The sequence below is a fragment of the Pararhodobacter aggregans genome, assembly GCF_003075525.1.
GTDB lineage: Bacteria > Pseudomonadota > Alphaproteobacteria > Rhodobacterales > Rhodobacteraceae > Pararhodobacter > Pararhodobacter aggregans.
This window is the reverse complement of record NZ_QDDR01000001.1, coordinates 485270-504725: the sequence shown is the minus strand read 5'-3', so window position 1 is coordinate 504725 and position 19456 is coordinate 485270. Positions and strand designations below refer to the sequence as shown.

Here is a 19456-nt window from a genome sequence, read left to right as displayed (position 1 = left end):
CGCTTATGCCTTTCCGCTTTCGATCACCCGCGCATCGCCCGCGTAGATCGCCGCCACCAGATCACCCCGATGCGCCCGCACGGCGCGCTGGTTGACCGAGCCCTTGTCCGTCACCTCGCCCCGGTCGATGCTGAGGGGATCGACCATCATCATGACCCGCGGCACGCGCAGGGACGAGCCGGTGGCGGTGGCGTTATAGGCCGCGAGCCGCTTGGCCAGTTCGGCGCTGAGCGTCGGATGGGTGAAGAGATCGGCATCCGCCATCGCCTCGCCGCCCGGCACCAGCTTTTCGATGGCGGGGCGGAAGGGCACCAGCAGCGCGCCCAGCCAATCCTCGCCCTCGCCGACGATCACCGCGTCCCGGGCATAGCCGCCCAGCGCGTCGGTCAGCTTGGCGCGCAGCGCACCGACGCCGACCCAGGTCCCGGTCGAGAGTTTGAAGTTCTCGGCCACGCGGCCGTCGAAGAAGAAGCCCTTCGAGGGATCCTCGGGATCAGCGAAACGCAGCGCGTCGCCGAGGCAATAGAAGCCTTCGTCATCGAAGGCCTCGGCCGTCAGCCTGGGATTGCGCCAATAGCCGGGAGTCACGTTCGGGCCCTTGACGCGGGCCTCCCATTTGCCCTCGGTCGGGACCAGTTTCAGCAAGATCTCCTTGGCGGGCACGCCCAGATTGCCGGGGGCCGCATCGGGATCGGTGTTGAAAAGCGCGAAGGGCGCGGTTTCGGTCGATCCGAGCCCGGTGCCCAGCTGGATCCGCTCGCCGGTGGCCTTCTGGGCCAGACGCTCCAGCGCCTCCCAGGTGTGGCTCGCCATGGCGGCGCCGGCGTAATACTTGAACTTCAGCTTCGAGAAGAAGGCGCGGGCGAGGTCGGGATCGTCCTCCATCGCCTCGACCAGCATCTCGTAGCCGAAGGGCACGTTGAAATACCAGTTGGTGCCGACCTCGCGCAGGTTGCGGATCGTCTCGGGCATCATCTGCGGCGTGGGCCGGCCCCCGTCGATATAGAAGGTGCCGCCGTTCCAGATCGCCGCGTTGAACACCAGATTCCCGGCCGCAACGTGGTTCCAGGGCGCCCAGTCCAGGATCACCGGCGGCTCGTCCTTGAGGAAGGCGTAGCAATCGACCACCTGCTCCATATTGGCGCAGAGCATGCGTTGCGTGGTGATGACCGCCTTGGGGCTGCCCGTGGTGCCCGAGGTGAAGAGGAATTTCGCCACCGTATCGAGCCCGGTCGCGGCATTGGCCTTGTCGACGGCGGGCGTTACCGGGGTGGCATTGAGCGTGGCCCAGTCGAGCGTCACGCCCGCGCCCCGCACCGCCAGCAGCGGCAGATCGCCGAAGACCTCGCCCACGGCGCGGGCGAAGGGGGCGGTATCCTCGACGAATACGGCGCCGGGGGTGATCTGTTCGCGGATCGAGATCAGCTTGCCGAACTCGCCCGCCACCAGCGAATAGGCGGGGGCGATGGCGGCCGAGGGGATGCCGACATATTGCGCGCCCAGCGCCATCAGCGCATGGGCCACGGAATTGGCCGACAGGATGATGAGCGGCCGCTCGGTGGACAGCCCCATGTCGAGCAGCGCCTGACCGATGGCGCGCACCCGCGCCAGCATTTCGGCGAAGCTCACCCGCTCCCAATCGCCCGAGGCGCCGCGCTCGGCCATCCAGGTACGCTCGGGCGTCCGCTCGGCCCAGTGATGAATGCGGTCCGAGATCCGGTGCGGATACGCGCCCAGCTTGCCGTTCTGCCAGATCAGGATTGAGCCGTCGTCCCGGCGCTCCCAGTCGATATCCGGTTGCCACAGCCTGACGGCGCGCAAGGGTGATTCTGTCATGATGCCTTCCTCCCGAGAGAAAGTTTACATGGATACAATTTCCCCGGATAGCGAATGTTTGTTTACACGGATACTTTTTGCGCGGATACTTCCTCGGGAATCGGCCCGGGGGGAGCGGTTCGCCACCACAGACACGTCAGGGCGACAGGGCACGACATGGAATACCTCACACTTGAGTATAACGGCGATGTCGCCGTTGTGGGCTTGAATCGTCCGCAGAAGCGCAACGCGATTTCGGACGCGTTCATCGAAGAACTGAACGACGTCATCACCGAGGTCGAGGCGCGCGCCAAAGCCGCGGTGATCCACGGCCATGGCCCGCATTTCTGCGCCGGGCTCGATCTGGCCGAACACGTCAAGAAGACCCCGTTCGAAGGCGTGCACGGCTCGCGCCGCTGGCACGAGGTCTTCGCCCGCATCCAGCGCGGCAAGCTGCCGTGGTTCGCGGCGCTGCACGGCGCGGTGGTCGGCGGCGGGCTGGAGCTGGCCTCGTCGGTGCATGTGCGCGTGGCGGACCGGACGGCGTTCTTCGCCCTGCCCGAGGGGCAGCGCGGGATCTTCGTCGGCGGCGGCGCCTCGGTGCGCTCGGCGCGGCTGATGGGCGTGTCGCGGATGACCGACCTGATGCTCACCGGCCGCTCGGTCGATGCCGACACCGCCGAACGCTGGGGCATCGCCAATTACGTGGTCGATGCGGGCGAGGCGCTGGCCAAGGCCATCGAGCTGGCCAAGCATGCCGCCACCAATGCCGAAATCTCGACCTATGCCATCATCCACGCCCTGCCGCGGATCAATGACATGGGCTCGGAAGACGGTCTGTTTGTCGAAAGTTTCATCGCCTCGTTCACGGCAACCTCGCCCGAGGCGGAAGCGCGGCTGAATGCCTTCCTGTCGAAAAAGGCAGGCAAGGTCACCAACCCGAACGGGTGAGGCGATGAACGCGCCCTTCCCCCTGACGGACGAGGAAACGGTCGAGCTGGGCGCGCTGAACGAGTCGGTGGGCTTCATGCTGCGCATGACCCAGACCCGGGCCTATGACCAGTTCTTCCGCGATTTCGCCGGGACCGATGTCCGGCCCGGCGAATACACCGTGCTTCAGGTCGTGGGCATGAACCCCGGGCTGAAACAGGGCTCGCTGGCCCGGACGCTGAACATCAAGCCCGCGCATATGACCAAGCTGGTGCAGCGACTGGTCCGCGCGGGATACCTCAAGCGCACGGTCCCGCCCGAGGACCGCCGCTCGGTCCGGCTGGCGCTGACGCAAGCGGGCCAGGCCCATGTCGACCGGCATCACGCGCGGTTCCTGTCGGTCCACCGCGCCGAACGCATCGGGCTGACCGATGCCGAGAATGCAACGCTTCTGGCGCTGCTCAAGAAACTGTCCTTCAACGAGGATCCCGAATGCCCCTGAATCTCGACGATATCATCGCCATCGACATCCACACCCATGCCGAGGAGCCCTGCGACTCGTGCCGGGATGATGGCTATAACGAGTTCCAGTCCGGCATGGCCGCCTATTTCAAGAACCCGGCCGGCGCCGAGGGCATGCTGCCGACCGTGCAGGATACCGCCGCCTATTACCGCGAGCGCCGCATCGCCGCGGTGATCTTTCCGGTCGATGCCGAGCGCGAGACGGGCTTCCGGCGCTATCACAACGAGGAAGTCGCCCAGATCTGCGCCGAGAACGACGACATCCTGATCCCCTTCGCCTCGATCGACCCCTGGAAGGGCAAGGTCGGCGTGCGCGAGGCGCGGCGGCTGGTGCGCGACTTCGGCGTGAAGGGCTTCAAGTTCCACCCGACCATGCAAGGCTTCTACCCCAACGACCGCATGGCCTATGACCTCTACGAGGCGATCCAGGACGAGGGCGCCATTGCCCTTTTCCACACCGGGCAGACCGGCGTCGGATCGGGGATGCGGGGCGGCATGGGGATGCGGCTCAAATTCTCGAACCCGATGTATCTGGACGATGTGGCGGTCGATTTCCCCGACCTGAAGATCATCCTCGCGCATCCCTCCTTCCCCTGGCAGGAGGAAGCGCTGTCTGTCGCGACGCACAAGCCCAATGTCTACATCGACCTGTCGGGCTGGTCGCCGAAGTATTTCCCGCCGATCCTGATGCAATACGCCAACACCATGTTGCGCAAGAAAATGCTGTTCGGATCGGACTGGCCGGCCATCACCCCCGACCGGTGGCTCGCCGATTTCGAGAAAGCCGATTTTCGGGACGAGGTGCGCCCCCTCATCCTGAAAGAAAACGCGAAGAGGTTGCTGAACCTCTGAGCAATCGGGCGTCCTTGGGAGGAGACCAATGATGAAACTCACGAAACTTGCCGGGCTGACGCTGGCCGCGTCGGTCCTCGCCTTCAGCGCCGCCGCGCAGGACCGCGTCCTTCGCATCGCCCCGGCCGCACCGCCCGCGCACCCCGCGAACGGCGTGCTCTACACCAACTTCGCGCAATACCTGCCCGAGGAATCCGAAGGCCGCCTCGGCACGACGATGCTGGGCCCGGAGGTGGTGAACCTCGGCCAGATGAAGGACGCGCTGCAAAGCCAGGTGGCCGAGGTCGGCAACTTCCTGCCCCTCTACTTCCCGGCCGAACTGCCGCACATGTCGCTGGCGGGCGAGCTGTCGCTCACCTCGGGCAACAGCCAGGCCGCCGCCGCGGCGATGACCCAGTGGATCGTCGAATGCGAGCCCTGCCTGCAGGAGCTGCATGATTTCGGCTTCGTCTATCTGGGCTCGGGCGCGTCCGACGTCTACGAGATCCTCTCGACCCGCCCGGTGCATTCGGTCGAGGACCTGCAAGGCCTGCGCCTGCGCTCGGGCGGCAGCCCCTGGGCCCGCTTCGCCGAGCATTTCGGCGCCGTGCCCGCGCAGATCTCGGTCAACGACACCTTCGAGGCGGTGAGCCAGGGCGTGGTCGACGGCTCGATGGCCTCGATCGCCGACCTGATCTCGTTCCGGCTGGTCGACGTGATCCGTCACGTGACCTTCCTGCCGCTGGGCCTTTATCAGGCGACCTCGAACTTCATGACCTCGGGCCAGACCTGGTCGGAACTCTCGGTCGAGGACCGCGCCGCCATGGCCCGGGCCGCGAACCGCGCCAACGCCGACTTCACCAACCGCTGGGGCCACACCATGCCGGCCGAGGCGGAAGAAGCCGCGCGCGCCGCCGGGATCGAGCTCTATCAGGCCGATGACGCCTTCGTCGCCGCCGTGCAGGAGTTCGTCGCCACCGAGGCCGCGACCGCCGCGACCATCGCCCAGGAGCGCTTCGGCATCGCCGATGCCGCCGAGCGCATCGCCCGCTTCCAGGAGCTCTATGCCCAGTGGGAAGCCGTGGCCATCGAGGTCGACAACGACCCGGTGCAGATGGCGCAGCGCGTCTATGACGCGGTCTGGGCGAACGTCGATTACGCCACCTACGGCCAGTGATCCCCGACCGCCGGGCCCCTTCCGGGCCCGGCGGTTCCCTGTCCTGCTTGGCCCGCAAGGCAACCGGAGCTTCCGATGAACCGTCTGGAACGGATCGAGGACGCGGCACTGTCGCTGCTCGCGCTGCTGGGAGCGATCGCCACCATCGCCCTCATGTTGCATGTCGCCGCCGACATCACCCTGCGCAACCTCACCAATCGCCCGATCCCCGCCACCTTCGAGGTGGTGACCAATTATTACATGGTCGCGCTCGCCTTCATCCCGCTCGCCTGGGTCGAGAAATCCGGCGGCATGGTGCAGGTCGAGGTGCTGGAGGGCTTCATGAGCCCCTTCGTCAAGCGCCTGTCGGACCGCATCGTCTCGCTGATCTCGATGATCGTCTACGGGGTGCTGGCCTATGTCACCTGGCAGGTCGCCATCCGCAATTCCGCGACCGGCAGCTTCCTGATGGCCAATAACGTCCGCGTGCTGACCTGGCCCGCCTATTGGATCCCGCCGCTGGGCTTCGGCCTCGCCGCGCTGGTCACCTTCATCCGTCTCGTTTCGCCCCTCAAGGATCCGCGCGTATGAGCATCACCGTCGGTTTCATGGGCGTCGCCGTCCTCTTCGTGCTGCTGGCCCTGCGGGTGCCGGTGGCCATCGGGCTGATCGGCGTCTCGTTCGGGGGCGTGGCCTGGATGCTGGGGCTGACGCCCGCCATCGGCATCGTCTCGAACACGCCCTTCTCGTTCATCGCCAACTGGACCCTCTCGGCCGTGCCGATGTTCCTGCTGATGGGTTTCGTCAGCTACCACGCGGGCCTGACCGCCGGGCTGTTCGAGGCCGCAAAGGCGGTGCTGCGCCGGGTGCCCGGCGCGCTCGCCATCTCGTCCATCTTCGCCTGTTCGGGCTTTGCCGCGGTCTGCGGCTCGTCCCTGGCCACCGCCGCCGCCATGGGCCGGATCGCCATCCCGGAAATGGTGCGTTCGGGCTATTCGCCCAGCTTCGCCGCGGGCTCCATCGCCGCGGGCGGCACCATCGGCGCGCTGATCCCGCCGTCCATCCTGATGATCGTCTACGGCGTCTTCGCCGAGACCTCGATCACCAAGGTCTTCGTCGGCGGCATCACCATCGGCATCGTCACCGCGATCTCGTATTCGGTGATCGTGCTCTTGACCTGCTGGCTGCGCCCCGACATCGCCCCGCCCCGGCCGCTGGATGCCGAGGGGCTGGACACGAAGAAGGCGCTGCTCAACATCTGGCCGGTTCTGCTGCTGATGGGCGTCGTCTTCGGCGGCCTCTTCACCGGCACCTTCACCGCCACCGAGGCGGGCGCGGTCGGGGCGCTGGGATCGCTGGTCATCGGTCTGGTGACGAAACGCCTGACCTGGAGCATCTTCCGCATCTCGATGATCGAGACGCTGCAGACCTCGGCCTCGCTGTTCATCATCGGTGTCGGCGCGGCGATGTTCACCCGCTTCCTGGGCCTCACCGGCCTGTCCGGCTTCCTGTCCAACTTCGTCGCCGGGGCCGACCTGCCCTATTGGCAGCTGATGGCCGTGGTCGTGGTGATCTACCTGATCCTCGGCATGTTCATGGAGCCCTTCGGCGCCATGATGGTGACGCTGCCGGTGCTGCTGCCGATCTTCCGCGCCGAAGGCATCGACCTGGTGTGGTTCGGCGTCCTGCTGGTGAAACTGCTCGAGATCGGGATGATCACGCCCCCGGTGGGGATGAACGTCTTCGTCATCCGCAACGTGGCCAGCCAATACGCCACGGTGACGCAGATCTTCAAGGGCGTGGTGCCGTTCCTTGGCGCCGACCTTGTCGTGGTGATCCTGTCGATCGCCTTCCCCGCCTTCATCCTCTACCTGCCGAGCCTGATGTGACCTACCGCCAAGACGCCGAGGCGATGCGCGACGCCCTTTCGCGCACCCCGAACTGGAGCCGCGCCCGGGGCGCGCTGGACGATGCGACGCTGGATTCGATCCTGACCGAGGCCGCCAAGGTCGCCGAGCAGGTCGTGGCGCCGCTCGACATCCCCGCCGACCGCGAGGGCGCGCGCTTCGAGGACGGTCGCGTCCGGGTGCCCGAGGCCTATCACGCCGCCTTCGACACGCTGGCCGAGGGCGGCTGGATGGGGCTTGAGGTCTCGGAAGAGCTGGGCGGGATGGGGATGCCGCTGGCGCTCTACGCCGCCTCGGGTCCGATGTTCGACCGCGCCTGCCCGGCCTTCAACATGGCGGTGGTCAGCACCCGCTCGGCGGCGCTGCTGCTGACCGACTGGGCCGCGCCCGAGATCCGCGACGATTGGGTGCCGGCACTGGCGGCGGGCGAACGCTCGGCCACGATCTGCATCTCGGAGCCCGGCGCGGGCTCGGACGTGGGGCGCATCCGCACCCGGGCGGTGCCTCAGCCGGACGGGAGCTGGCGGGTCAGCGGCCAGAAGATCTGGATCAGCTTCGGCGACCATGACCTGAGGGAGCGCATCGGCCATTGCCTGCTGGCGCGGACCGGCGACGCGCCCGGCACGCGGGGCCTGTCGCTGTTTCTGGTCGAACGCGGGCCGGGCGTCACCTGCGAGCGCATCGAAGAGAAGATGGGCCTGCACGGCTCGCCCACCTGCGCGCTGCAATTCGAGGACGCGCCCGCGCGCCTCATCGGCGAGGAAGGGCGCGGCCTGCCGCAGATGTTCTCGATGATCCGCCACATGCGGCTGTCGGTCGCCTGTCAGGGGCTGGGGGCGGCGCTGAAATGCTACGATGTTGCGGCCCAGCACGCGCAGGACCGCCGCCAGGGCGGCAATCCCAAGGAGCCGCCGGTCGCCATCTTCACCCACCCGGATGTGCGCCGCCAGCTGATCGAGATGAAAAGCGCCATCGACCTCTACCGGCTGGCGCTGCTGGAAGCGGCCTGTTCGGCGGATCTGTCGGCCGGGGACGAGGATCTGGCGCGCTTCACCGCCTGGATGCTGCCGCTCATCAAGAATTTCGGCGCGGAACTGGCCTTCGACACGGCGGCGAAGTCGATCCTGGTACTGGGCGGCGCGGGTTTCACCCGGGATTACCCGCTGGAGCAATCGCTGCGCGACAGCCGCGTCTACGCGATCTACGAGGGCACGACCGGCATGCAGGGGCAGGATTTCTTCCTGCGCCAGACGCTGGGCGACGGCGGCAAGGCGCTGGGGGTCTTCCTGACCCGCGCCCGGGCGGAATGCGCGGGCCACCCGGAGGCGCTGGCCGTGGTCGAGAGCTTCGCCGCCTTCATCGCCCGTGCCGCGACCGAGCCTGACCGCAACCGGCAGGCCTGGATGGCGGATGGCGTGCTGCGCGCGGGCTGGGTGGCGGTGCAGGCCTGGCTGTCGTGCCGCATCGCCGGGACGCCCGAGGCCCGGCATTTCCTCGCCGCCGCCCCGGCGCTGATGGCGTTCCACATCGCCAAGGCCGAGGCGCCGATGCAGGCCTGAGGGGTTTCGCCCTCGTTCCTCGGGCGACCAAGGCGGGGGGCCAGCCCCCCGCACCCCCCGGGATATTTGAAGAACAAAGATGGGGCGTAGTCCGCCCGCAAAGACGCCCCTCGGGAGCGGGTCACAGGCCCTGCCCGAGGGCGCGCAGGATCGCCACGAACCGGGCCTGGGCGGCCGTCGGCAGCCAGTCGGCCCGGTGGCTGAGGCCTATGGGCCGCGCCGACCCCGGCAGGGCCAGATCCAGCGGCACCAAGGCGCCCAGCGCGATCTCGGCGCTGGCCTGCAGGCGGCTGATGCAGCCGATGTGATCGGACAGGCGCAGCAATTCCCGCATCAGGATCGCCGAGCCGCATTCGATGAGCGCCGGGCGCGGCAGATCCCCCGCCCCGAGCGCGACAAGCGCCTGTTCGAAATGGGCGCGGGAGGGCGTGTCGGCGCGGGGCAGGATCCAGGGGAAACCGGTCAGCGCCGATACCGTCAGCGGCGCGGCCAGCAGCGGATGGCCCGGGCGCGCGACCAGCACCAGATCGTCGGTGAACAGCCGTTCCTCGGTCACATCGGGCACCGGGGCGGGCTGGCGCAGCGCGCCGATCAGCAGGTCGATCTCGCCCCGCCTCAGCCCGGCCAGCAGATCCTCGTAGGGGCCGTCGACCACGCTCAGCGCCGTGGACGGGCGCAGGCGGCGGAACTCGGCCAGCGCCCGGGGCAGGACGATCGAGCGCGACAGCGGCATGGCGCCGATGACGATGCGCCCGGCCTCGCGCCCCGAGATCTCGCCCAGATCCGCCGCCGCCTGGTCGAGTTCGGAAAAGCAGAGCCGCGCGGCATCGGCCAGCACCTCGGCGGCGCGGGTCGGCTGCATGCGGCGGCCATTGCGCTGGAAGAGGGGGCGCCCGGCATCGGATTCGAGCTGGGTCACGGCGCGGTGGACGCTGGGCTGGGCAAGGCCCAGCCGGTGCGCGGCGAGGGTGAAATTCTCGGCGTCGCGCACCGCGATCAGCGCCGTCAGCTGCGCCCGGGTCGCGGTCAGCACCAGCCGCGGCGCCACCGCCCCCAGCGCCGCGTCGAGCCGCCCCAGCGCCCGGCGGAGCCGCCTGCCGAAGGCGCGCCCGGCCTCGGTCGGCCCCGCCCCGTCGCGCCCGTGGTTGAGGAGCGGCAATCCCGCCTCGGCCTCGAGCCGGGCCATGGCCTGCGAGGCGGCGGGTTGCGAGACGTGGCAGGCGCGCGCCGCCCCGGTCACCGTGCCGGTGTCGAGCACGGCCAGGAACACCCGCAGGTGGCGCAGGTTGGGTGTCACCCGCGCAGCGCCGCCAGCAGCGCATCGGCGCGGGCGTCGAGGCCTTCGTCCTCCATCGGCACGCCGAGCGCGCCGAGCTGGTCCTGCCAGAGCGCGGTCGCAGCGGCCATGCGGTCGGGCAGGCCCAGCTCGGCCAGCGTCTTCGCCACCTCGCGCATTTCGGCGGCCCGGCGGATGCCATGCGCGGCCATCCGTTCGAGGTTATAGGCCGAGCGCGCCGTCCAGTCGAAGCCCGGGTCCGATTTCTGCAGGGAGGCCAGCACCTTGCCCTCGACCCCGGCGGTCCGTGCGGCCAGCACGCATTCGGCGGTCAGCGCCTCGATCCCCTTGACCATCACCGAGCGCAGCATCTTGATGGTCGAGGCCTGGCCCACCGTCCCGCCCACCACGGTTGGCTGCATGCCAAGGCCCCGGAGCGCCGCCTCGGCCGCTGCGGCATGCCGCCCCGCGATCAGGAGCGGCACGGCGGCGCGCAACGGATGTACCGGCGCCATGATCGCCACATCGACATAGCGCCCGCCCGCGGCCTCGATCACCCCCTCGGCGCGGGCCTTGGTGCCGGGCGAGCAGGAATTGCCATCGAACCAGAGCGTGCCCGGCGCCAGATGCGGCGCGCATTCCCGCGCCGCGGCCTCGGCCCGGTCGGCGGTGACGAGGCACCAGACCGCCCCGGCCCCAGCCAGCGCCGCCCCGCGGTCGGGCGCGGCCTCGACCCCCAGCCCGGCCATGGCCGCGGCGCGGTCCTTCAGGTCGAATCCCGTGACCCGCGCGGGCTGCGCGACAGAGCCCGCAAAGGCCTGTCCGGCCTCGCCGAAGCCGATGAATGCGAGGGTCTGCATGGCTGCCTCCGTCCTTCTGCCGGGCATGACTATAGCACTCTCTTATACCGGCGCACGGCTTTCGGATTGGACTTCCGCCCGCCGGATGCGCAGATTGCGCCCAGATCCGGAGGAGCTTTCCATGACCGAGAAGAAAAAGACCGCGCTGATCGTCAGCGCCCATGCCGCCGATTTCGTCTGGCGCTGCGGCGGCGCCATCGCGCTGCATGCCGAACTGGGCTACAACGTCACCGTCGCCTGCCTCTCCTATGGCGAGCGCGGCGAAAGCGCCAAGCTGTGGAAAGAGGGCAAGACCCTCGACGAGGTGAAATCGATCCGCCGCGCCGAGGCCGAGGCCGCCGCCAAGGTGCTGGGCGTGCATGATCTGGTGGAATTCGACCTCGGCGATTACCCGATGGATTTCACCCGCGACGACCGCATGAAGCTGGTGCAGGTGATGCGCGACGTGCAGCCCGCCTTCCTGATGTCGCATTCGCGCTGGGACCCCTATAACTCGGACCACATGAACACGACGCAGATCGTGCTGGAATGCCGCGCCACCGCCCAGGCCTGGGGCCATAACCCCGGCGAGAAAGTGCTGGGCGCGCCGCAGGTCTATCTGTTCGAGCCGCACCAGACCGAACAGATGGGCTGGAAGCCCTCGGTCTTCCTCGACATCACCCCGGTCTGGGAAAAGAAGCGCGCCGCCATGGAGCACATGAACGGCCAGGTCCACCTGTGGGATTATTACACCCGCGTCGCCCAGCAGCGGGCCAACCATTTCAAGCGCAACTCGGGCGGCATGTCCGGCGGGCGCGATTGCAAATATGCCGAGGGTTTCGAGTCGATCTTCCCGCGCACGGTGGACGAACTCTGAGGCCAGCGGCCCCCTTGCCCCCGCGCGGTTGCAAGCCCGCGCCGGGGGGTCACGGGGGCACCGGCCGACGGTGCCCCCGCCTGTTTCGGGGCCTGCGGGCCCCCACCCGATCCGGCCCCGCGCCGAGAATCTTTGCCGCACAGAAAGGCTGACCCATGGGAGTCGTCGTCCAGACAATCGACCGCGCCGACAAGGCGATCATCGAAGCGCTCGGCAAGGCGGGCGTCGCCACCGTGCACGAGGCGCAGGGGCGGACCGGCCTCATGGGCTGCAAGATGCGCCCGATCCAGCAGGATCTGACGATCTGCGGCTCGGCCGTGACCATCTCGGCGCCCCCCGGCGACAATTGGATGATCCATGTGGCGATCGAGCAGTTGCAGGCGGGCGATGTGATGGTGCTGGCCCCGACCTCGCCCTGCGACATGGGCTATTTCGGCGACCTCCTGGCGACCTCGGCCATGGCGCGGGGCTGCAAGGCGCTGATCATCGACGCGGGCGTGCGCGACACGCGCGACCTGCGCGGCATGGGGTTCGGGGTCTGGTCGACCGCGGTCTCGGCCCAGGGCACGGTGAAGGAGACGCTGGGGTCGGTCAACGTGCCCGTGGTCTGCGCCGGCGCGCTGGTCAATCCGGGCGACGTGGTCATCGCCGATGACGACGGCGTGGTGATCGTGCCGCGCGAGAAGGCAGCCGAGGTGGCGAAGGCGGCGCAGGCGCGGCTCGACGCCGAAGAGGCCAAGCGGGTCAAGCTGGCCTCGGGCGAGCTGGGGCTCGACATCTACAAGATGCGGCCGCGGCTTGAGGAAAAGGGCCTGAAGTACATCTGACGCAAGCGGGGGGCTTCTCGCCCCCCGCGCCCCCTCGCCAAAGGGGGGAGCACGCTCCCCCCTTTGGAAACCCCCCGTGGATATTTGGAGAACAAAGATGGGCGATCCGGTCGAAGAGGGAATCCCGTGTCTCTGGATGCGGGGCGGGACCTCGAAAGGGGCGTATTTTCTGGCGGCCGACATGCCCCGCGATACGGCGGCGCGCGATGCGCTGCTGCTGGCGATCATGGGCTCGCCCGATGCGCGGCAGATCGACGGGATCGGCGGCGCGGATCCGCTGACCTCGAAAGTGGCGATCCTGGCCCCGGCCTCGCGGCCTGATGCGGATGTCGATTACCTGTTCCTGCAGGTCTATGTCGACCAGGCGCTGGTCTCGGACGCGCAGGGCTGCGGCAATATCCTGGCCGGTGTCGGCCCGGCGGCGATCGAGCGCGGGCTGGTCGCACCCGCCGGTGACGAGACACCGGTACGGATCCACATGCTGAACACCGGCGAGGTGGCGCTGGCCCGGGTGCAGACGCCGGGCGGCAAGGTCAGCTACCGGGGCGAGGCGCGGATCGACGGCGTTCCGGGCAGCCACGCGGCGGTGCCGCTGATGTTCCAGAACATCGCAGGCTCCATGTGCGGCAGCCTCCTGCCCTCGGGCAACATCGTCGACGTGATCGACGGGGTGGACTGCACGCTGATCGACAACGGCATGCCCTGCGTGATCATGGAAGCGGCGGCCTTCGGCCTGACGGGCGAGGAAAGCCGCGAGGCGCTGGATGGCGACAGCGCGCTGAAGGCGAAGCTGGAGGCGATTCGCCTGCAGGTCGGGCCGCTGATGAACCTCGGTGACGTGACCGACAAATCGGTGCCGAAGATGACCCTTGTCTCGCGTGCCCGCAACGGCGGCGCGATCAGCACCCGCAGCTTCATCCCCCACCGCTGCCACGCCTCGATCGGGGTTTTCGCCGCGGTCAGCGTCGCCACCGCCTGCACGCTCGAAGGGTCGCCCGCCGCGAAACTCGCGAGCCTGCCCTCGGATGGCCGCTACCTGATCGAGCACCCGACCGGCGCGGCCGAGGTGCTGATCGAGACCGACGCCACCGGCACGGTCACCGGCGCAGGCACGCTGCGCACCGCGCGCAAGCTGTTCGACGGCCGCGTCTTTCCGCACGCCTGAGGCTTCTTCGTTCTGAAAATATCCTCGGGAGGATTTTCAAGGAGGGTGGAAAACCCTCCTTGAAGCGGGGGGCCCGGGGGGCGGCAGCCCCCCGCCTTCCGAGTCACTTGGAGCGGCAGCCCCCCGCCTTTTGCGTCACCCCGGGGGGCGCCCCCTTCCCCGGACCGGTCAGGCAAAAAATCCCGCTCTTGGCCGAAAAAACATATTCCAAAATACGAATTTCAGTATATCTAGTGACTAGATCACTGACCGGCAGCGGCAAAAGCGGTAGCCGAGGCGCCTCTTCATACGCCCCGGCCGGGCGCCGGCCCCTGTCTTCGGAAGGACAAGACCCATGGAACCCAGGAAGATTTCCGACACCCTCTCGGTCGCGCCGCAGATCTCTGTGGCCGATGTGGCGCTGGCCCGCGCGCAGGGCTTCCGCGCCATCGTCTGCAACCGCCCCGATGCCGAGGCCCCCGACCAGCCCGGTTTCGCCGAGATCGAGGCCGCGGCGCAGGCCGCCGGGATGGAGGCGCGCTATATCCCCGTCACGCCGGGCCTCGTCCAGGACACCGACGCCGAGGCCATGGGCGCGGCGCTGCGCGACCTGCCGGGGCCGGTGCTGGCCTATTGCCGGACCGGCACCCGCTCGGCCACGCTCTGGTCGCTGGCCGAGGCGAAAACCCGCCCCTTGCCCGAGATCCTCGCCGCCGCCAAGGCCGCGGGCTATGACATGAATGGCGTGGCGCGGCGCATCGCCAATGGCGGGCGGACGCCCACCGACACCGGGGACGCAAGTTTCGACGTGGTGATCGTCGGCGCGGGGGCGGGCGGGATCTCGGTCGCGGCCTCGCTGAAGACGCGCAAGCCCGACCTCAGCATCGCCCTGATCGACCCGGCCGACATCCATTATTACCAGCCCGGCTGGACCATGGTCGGCGGCGGCATCTTCGAGGCGCAGACCACGGCGCGGACCATGGGCAGCCTGATCCCCTCCGGCGTCCATTGGATCAAATCCGCCGTCGCCGCTTTCGAGCCCGCCAACAACGCCGTCATCCTCGACGGCTGCAGGGTGGTGAAATACACCCGTCTCATCGTCACCCCCGGGCTGAAGCTCGACTGGGGCCGGATCGAGGGGCTGCACGAGACGCTGGGCCGCAACGGCGTGACCTCGAACTACCGCTACGACCTCGCGCCCTATACCTGGCAGCTGGTGCAGGGGCTGAAGGGCGGGCGGGCGATCTTCACCCAGCCGCCGATGCCGATCAAATGCGCGGGGGCGCCGCAGAAAGCGATGTACCTCAGCGCCGATGCCTGGCTGAAACGCGGGGTGCTAAAGGATATCGACATCCAGTTCAACAACGCGGGCGGGGTGCTGTTCGGCGTCAAGGATTACGTCCCGGCGCTGGAATCCTATGTGAAGAAATACGGCATCAACCTGAATTTCTTTCACAATCTCATCGCCGTGGACGGCCCGGCCAAGACCGCGACCTTCCGCGTGGCGAAGCCCGAGACCGAGCCCACGACCGTGACGATGGAGTTCGACATGCTGCATGTCGTGCCGCCGCAGGTGGCGCCCGATTTCATCCGCGTCTCGCCTCTGGCCGATGCGGCGGGCTGGGTCGACGTGGATCAGGCGACGCTCCGGCACAAGACCCATGACAATATCTGGTCGCTGGGCGATGTGATGAACGCGCCCAATGCCAAGACCGCGGCGGCCGCACGGATGCAGGCGCCGGTGGTGGCGCAGAATGTGGCCGACGACATCGACGGGCATTCGCCGTCCGCGCTCTACAACGGCTATGGTTCCTGCCCGCTGACGGTCGAGCGCGGCAAGATCGTGCTGGCGGAATTCGGCTATGGCGGGGCCCTGCTGCCCTCCTTCCCGAAAGTCGTCATCGACGGCACGAAACCCAGCCGCGCCGCCTGGCTGCTCAAGGAAAAACTGCTGCCGCCGGTCTATTGGCGGGGCATGCTGCGCGGCAAGGAATGGATGGTGAAGCCCGAGAAGGTCACCGCCCCCTCTGCCTGAACGATACGACCCGAGACTGACCCAGAAAGCCTGAACCATGTCCTTCCGTCTTGCCAAATACGTTCCCGTGCTGGACTGGGGCCGCCGCTATGACCGCGACGCGCTGTCCAACGACCTGATCGCCGCGGTGATCGTCACCATCATGCTGATCCCGCAATCCTTGGCCTATGCCCTGCTGGCGGGTCTGCCGCCCGAGGCCGGGATCTATGCCTCGATCGTGCCGATCGTGCTTTACGCGATCTTCGGCACCTCGCGGGCGCTGGCGGTGGGGCCGGTCGCCGTGGTGTCCTTGATGACCGCCGCTGCGGTCGGTCAGGTGGCCGAGGCGGGGACCATGGGTTACGCGCTCGCGGCGCTGACGCTGGCGTTCCTGTCGGGGGCGATCCTGCTGGCCATGGGGGTGTTCCGGCTGGGGTTCCTGGCGAATTTCCTGTCGCATCCGGTGATCGCCGGGTTCATCACCGCCTCGGGCATCCTGATCGCCGCCAGCCAGCTGAAGCATGTGCTGGGGATCGGCGGCGGCGGCGACACGCTGATCGAGGTGCTGGAATCGCTGGTCTCGCATCTGGGCCAGACCAACCCGATCACGCTGGCCATCGGCATCAGCGCCACGGCCTTCCTCTTCTGGGTCAGGAAGGGCCTGAAACCCCGCCTGCGCGCGCTGGGTCTCGGCCCCCGGATGGCCGATGTGCTGACCAAGGCCGGCCCCGTGGCGGCGGTGCTGGTGACGACGCTGCTGACCTGGGGCCTTGGCCTGACCGACCGTGGTGTCTCGGTGGTGGGCGAGGTGCCGCAATCGCTGCCGCCGCTGACCCTGCCCTCCTTCTCGCCCGAGTTGCTGAAACAGCTGCTGGTCCCGGCGATCCTGATCTCGGTGATCGGCTTCGTCGAATCCATCTCGGTCGCGCAGACTTTGGCCGCCAAGAAGCGCCAGCGCATCGACCCGGATCAGGAGCTGATCGGTCTGGGTGCCGCCAACCTCGGCGCGGCCTTCACCGGCGGCTATCCGGTGACCGGGGGCTTCGCCCGCTCGGTGGTGAACTTCGACGCGGGCGCCGAGACGCCGGCCGCCGGGGCCTTCACCGCCGTGGGTCTGGCCATCGCTGCCGTGGCCCTGACGCCGCTGGTCTATTTCCTGCCGAAAGCCACGCTCGCCGCGACGATCATCGTCGCCGTGCTGTCGCTGGTGGATTTCTCGATCCTCGGCAAGACCTGGAAATACTCGCGCGCCGATTTCTTCGCCGTCGCCGCCACCATCCTGCTGACGCTGGGTTTCGGGGTGGAGACGGGGGTCTCGGCCGGGGTGATCCTGTCCATCGGCCTGCACCTCTACAAGACCTCGCGCCCGCATGTGGCCGAGGTGGGTCTGGTCCCCGGCACCCAGCATTTCCGCAACATCAACCGCCACAAGGTCGAGACGGATCCCAAGATCCTGAGCCTGCGGGTGGATGAGAGCCTCTATTTCGTCAACGCCCGCTTTCTGGAGGATCTGGTGCAGGACCGCATCGCCCAGGATTGCCCGATCCGCCACGTGGTCCTGATGTGCACCGCCGTCAACGCCATCGATTATTCGGCGCTGGAGAGTCTGGAGGCGATCAACACCCGCCTCAAGGATCTGGGCATCGGCTTCCACCTGTCCGAGGTGAAGGGCCCGGTGATGGACCGCCTGCACAAGACGCATTTCCTGGACGATCTGAACGGCCGTGTCTTTCAGTCGCAATACGACGCCTGGCGCAGCCTGACCGGGGCGCCGCGGCCGGTGCCCGCGCCCTCGACCGTCGCCGCCAATGCCTGAAACGCGAAACGGCCCCCGGATCGGGGGCCGTTTCTCGGACGCGCGAGGCCGAGAGGCTCAGTCCTCCATCGCCTCCAGCTCGTCGATGAAGCCCGAGATCATGCTCAGACCCTTGTCCCAGAACGCCGGGTCCGAGGCATCAAGGCCGAAGGGCGCCAGCAGCTCCTTGTGGTGCATCGAGCCGCCCGCCTTCAGCATGTCCAGATACTTGTCCTGGAACCCTTCGGGCGCGTCGCGATAGGCGGCATAGAGCGCGTTCACGAGGCCATCCCCGAAGGCATAGGCATAGACGTAGAAGGGCGAGTGGACGAAATGCGGGATATAGGACCAGAAGGTCTCGTATCCGTCCATGAAGCGGAACACCGGGCCCAGGCTTTCGGCCTGCACCGACATCCAGAGCACGTTGATATCGTCCGGGGTCAGTTCCCCCTCGCGTCGCGCCGCGTGCAGCTTGCACTCGAAATCGTAGAACGCGATCTGGCGGACCACGGTGTTAATCATGTCCTCGACCTTGCCGGCCAGCAGCGTCTTGCGCTCGGCCTTGGTCTTGGCCCCCGCCAGCAACTTCTGGAAGGTCAGCATCTCACCGAAGACGGACGCGGTTTCGGCCAGCGTGAGGGGGGTCGAGGACAGCAATTCCCCCTGCCCCGCCGCCAGCCGCTGGTGGACGCCGTGGCCCAGCTCATGCGCCAGCGTCATCACGTCGCGCGGTTTGCCGAGGTAGTTGAGCATCACATAGGGGTGGACGGTGGTGACCGTAGGATGGGCAAAGGCCCCCGGGGCTTTGCCCATCTTCACGCCCGCGTCGATCCAGCCCTTGTCGAAGAAGGGTTCGGCCAGCTCGGCCATGCGCGGATCGAAGGCGCCGTAAGCCTCCATCACCATGGATTTCGCCTCGTCCCAGCCGATCAGGCGCGGGCTCTCCATCGGCAGGGGCGCGTTGCGGTCCCAGATCTCCAGCCGCTCGAGCCCCAGCCATTTGGCCTTCAGCGCGTAATAGCGGTGCGAGAGGCGCGGATAGGCCGCGACCACCGCGTCGCGCAGCGCCTCGACCACCTCGGGTTCCACATGGTTGGACAGGTGCCGCCCGGTCTGCGGCGTCGGCATCTTGCGCCAGCGGTCGGAGATTTCCTTTTCCTTGGCCAGCGTGTTGTGGACCCGGGCAAAGAGGCGGATGTTCTTCTCGAAAACGCCCGCCAGCGCCCGCGCCGCGGCCTCGCGCTTGGCGCGCGCCGGGTCGGTCAGCAGGTTCAGCGTGGCCTCCAGCGGCAGCGGCTCTTCCTCGCCCTCCACCTCGAATGACAGGCTCGCCATCGTCTCGTCGAACAGACGGTTCCAGGCGGCGGCGCCGACCGTCGACTGGTCGTGCAGGAATTTCTCCAGCTCGTCGGACAGCTGGTGCGGGCGCATGGCGCGCATCCGCTCGATCACCGGGCGGTAGCGGTTCAGCCCCTCGTTGGCCGAGAGGAGCGCCTCCATCCGGCTGTCGTCCAGCCGGTTGAGTTCCAGCGAGAAAAAGACCAGCGGCGTGGTCGCCACCGTCACCCGGTCCTGCGCATCGGCCATGAACTTGGCGCGCTCGCTGTCGGTGGTCATCTGGTAATAGCGCAGACCCGCGTAGCTCATCAGCCGCCCGGCGGTGATGTCGATCGCCTCATAATCCTCGATGCATGTGAGCAGCGCGGCGGCGTCGAGCCCCGCCAGCTTGCCATCATAGGTCGCGGCGAAATCGGCGCAGGCCTTGTCCAGCCAGTCGAAATCGCGGGCAACCTCGGGCGCATCGGGCGCGGGATAAAGGTCGGTCAGGTCCCATTCCGGCAGCTTTCCCAGCGCCTTTCCCGACAGATCGGCATCGAAACGGCGGAGTTCGGTCAGCGCGGGCAGTCGGAACATGGGTCACCTTCTCTTTGGGTTGGCCAAGATGTAGTCGCCGCGACCCCGGC

At 68.0% G+C, this 19456-nt stretch carries 16 protein-coding genes; 12 read left to right on the top strand and 4 right to left on the bottom strand.

The features are described from left to right. Window positions 1–3: 3 nt before the first annotated feature. Window positions 4–1836, bottom strand: coding sequence for a feruloyl-CoA synthase (locus DDE23_RS02575; RefSeq protein ID WP_107749812.1), 1833 nt, complete (start codon window positions 1834–1836; stop codon window positions 4–6). A 156-nt stretch (window positions 1837–1992) separates the two neighbouring features. On the opposite strand from DDE23_RS02575, the gene DDE23_RS02570 reads away from it, so the two are divergent. From DDE23_RS02570 to DDE23_RS02540, 7 genes are all read left to right on the top strand, one after another. Beyond that, a complete protein-coding gene (locus DDE23_RS02570; protein WP_107749811.1) occupies window positions 1993–2766 on the top strand; it encodes a crotonase/enoyl-CoA hydratase family protein in 774 nt (257 codons plus the stop codon). Window positions 2767–2770: 4 nt separating this feature from the next. Then, a complete protein-coding gene (locus DDE23_RS02565) occupies window positions 2771–3247 on the top strand; it encodes a MarR family winged helix-turn-helix transcriptional regulator (RefSeq protein WP_157957957.1) in 477 nt (158 codons plus the stop codon). Beyond that, entirely contained in the window at window positions 3238–4119 is an 882-nt protein-coding gene (locus DDE23_RS02560; protein WP_272947866.1) for an amidohydrolase family protein, read from the top strand. The genes DDE23_RS02565 and DDE23_RS02560 overlap by 10 nt, the downstream gene beginning before the upstream one ends. Before the next feature lie 31 nt (window positions 4120–4150). Then, complete coding sequence (gene dctP / locus DDE23_RS02555; RefSeq protein WP_107749809.1) at window positions 4151–5275, top strand: TRAP transporter substrate-binding protein DctP; 1125 nt, start codon at window positions 4151–4153, stop codon at window positions 5273–5275. Between the two features lie 75 nt (window positions 5276–5350). Continuing rightward, the gene (locus DDE23_RS02550) at window positions 5351–5845 is read left to right on the top strand and encodes a TRAP transporter small permease (RefSeq protein ID WP_107749808.1); all 495 of its coding nucleotides are present in this window, start codon (window positions 5351–5353) and stop codon (window positions 5843–5845) included. Beyond that, entirely contained in the window at window positions 5842–7143 is a 1302-nt protein-coding gene (locus tag DDE23_RS02545; protein ID WP_107749807.1) for a TRAP transporter large permease, read from the top strand. Before DDE23_RS02550 ends, DDE23_RS02545 begins: the two co-directional genes overlap by 4 nt. Next, window positions 7140–8720, top strand: coding sequence for an acyl-CoA dehydrogenase family protein (locus tag DDE23_RS02540; RefSeq protein ID WP_202863199.1), 1581 nt, complete (start codon window positions 7140–7142; stop codon window positions 8718–8720). The genes DDE23_RS02545 and DDE23_RS02540 overlap by 4 nt, the downstream gene beginning before the upstream one ends. A gap of 121 nt (window positions 8721–8841) precedes the next feature. Here DDE23_RS02540 and DDE23_RS02535 read toward each other — a convergent pair whose 3' ends face one another. Together DDE23_RS02535 and DDE23_RS02530 are read right to left on the bottom strand one after the other, a co-directional pair. Then, a complete protein-coding gene (locus DDE23_RS02535) occupies window positions 8842–10017 on the bottom strand; it encodes a LysR family transcriptional regulator (protein ID WP_107749806.1) in 1176 nt (391 codons plus the stop codon). Continuing rightward, a complete protein-coding gene (locus DDE23_RS02530) occupies window positions 10014–10856 on the bottom strand; it encodes an NAD(P)-dependent oxidoreductase (protein ID WP_107749805.1) in 843 nt (280 codons plus the stop codon). Before DDE23_RS02530 ends, DDE23_RS02535 begins: the two co-directional genes overlap by 4 nt. A gap of 121 nt (window positions 10857–10977) precedes the next feature. On the opposite strand from DDE23_RS02530, the gene DDE23_RS02525 reads away from it, so the two are divergent. From DDE23_RS02525 to DDE23_RS02505, 5 genes are all read left to right on the top strand, one after another. Continuing rightward, entirely contained in the window at window positions 10978–11712 is a 735-nt protein-coding gene (locus DDE23_RS02525; RefSeq protein ID WP_107749804.1) for a PIG-L deacetylase family protein, read from the top strand. Window positions 11713–11867: 155 nt separating this feature from the next. After that, window positions 11868–12539 carry a 4-carboxy-4-hydroxy-2-oxoadipate aldolase/oxaloacetate decarboxylase gene (locus DDE23_RS02520; RefSeq protein ID WP_107749803.1) on the top strand — a complete coding sequence of 224 codons (672 nt, stop codon included), beginning with the start codon at window positions 11868–11870 and terminating at the stop codon, window positions 12537–12539. A gap of 97 nt (window positions 12540–12636) precedes the next feature. Next, window positions 12637–13704, top strand: a complete 1068-nt coding sequence (locus DDE23_RS02515) for a 4-oxalomesaconate tautomerase (RefSeq protein WP_107749802.1) — start codon at window positions 12637–12639, stop codon at window positions 13702–13704. A gap of 334 nt (window positions 13705–14038) precedes the next feature. Next, window positions 14039–15718 carry a bifunctional protein tyrosine phosphatase family protein/NAD(P)/FAD-dependent oxidoreductase gene (locus tag DDE23_RS02510; protein ID WP_107749801.1) on the top strand — a complete coding sequence of 560 codons (1680 nt, stop codon included), beginning with the start codon at window positions 14039–14041 and terminating at the stop codon, window positions 15716–15718. A gap of 37 nt (window positions 15719–15755) precedes the next feature. Further along, window positions 15756–17513: a SulP family inorganic anion transporter gene (locus DDE23_RS02505; RefSeq protein ID WP_107749800.1), complete on the top strand. Its 1758-nt coding sequence runs from the start codon at window positions 15756–15758 to the stop codon at window positions 17511–17513. 57 nt (window positions 17514–17570) lie between these two features. On the opposite strand, the gene DDE23_RS02500 is transcribed toward DDE23_RS02505, so the two are convergent. Beyond that, window positions 17571–19406, bottom strand: a complete 1836-nt coding sequence (locus DDE23_RS02500) for a M3 family oligoendopeptidase (protein ID WP_107749799.1) — start codon at window positions 19404–19406, stop codon at window positions 17571–17573. Window positions 19407–19456 lie beyond the last annotated feature (50 nt).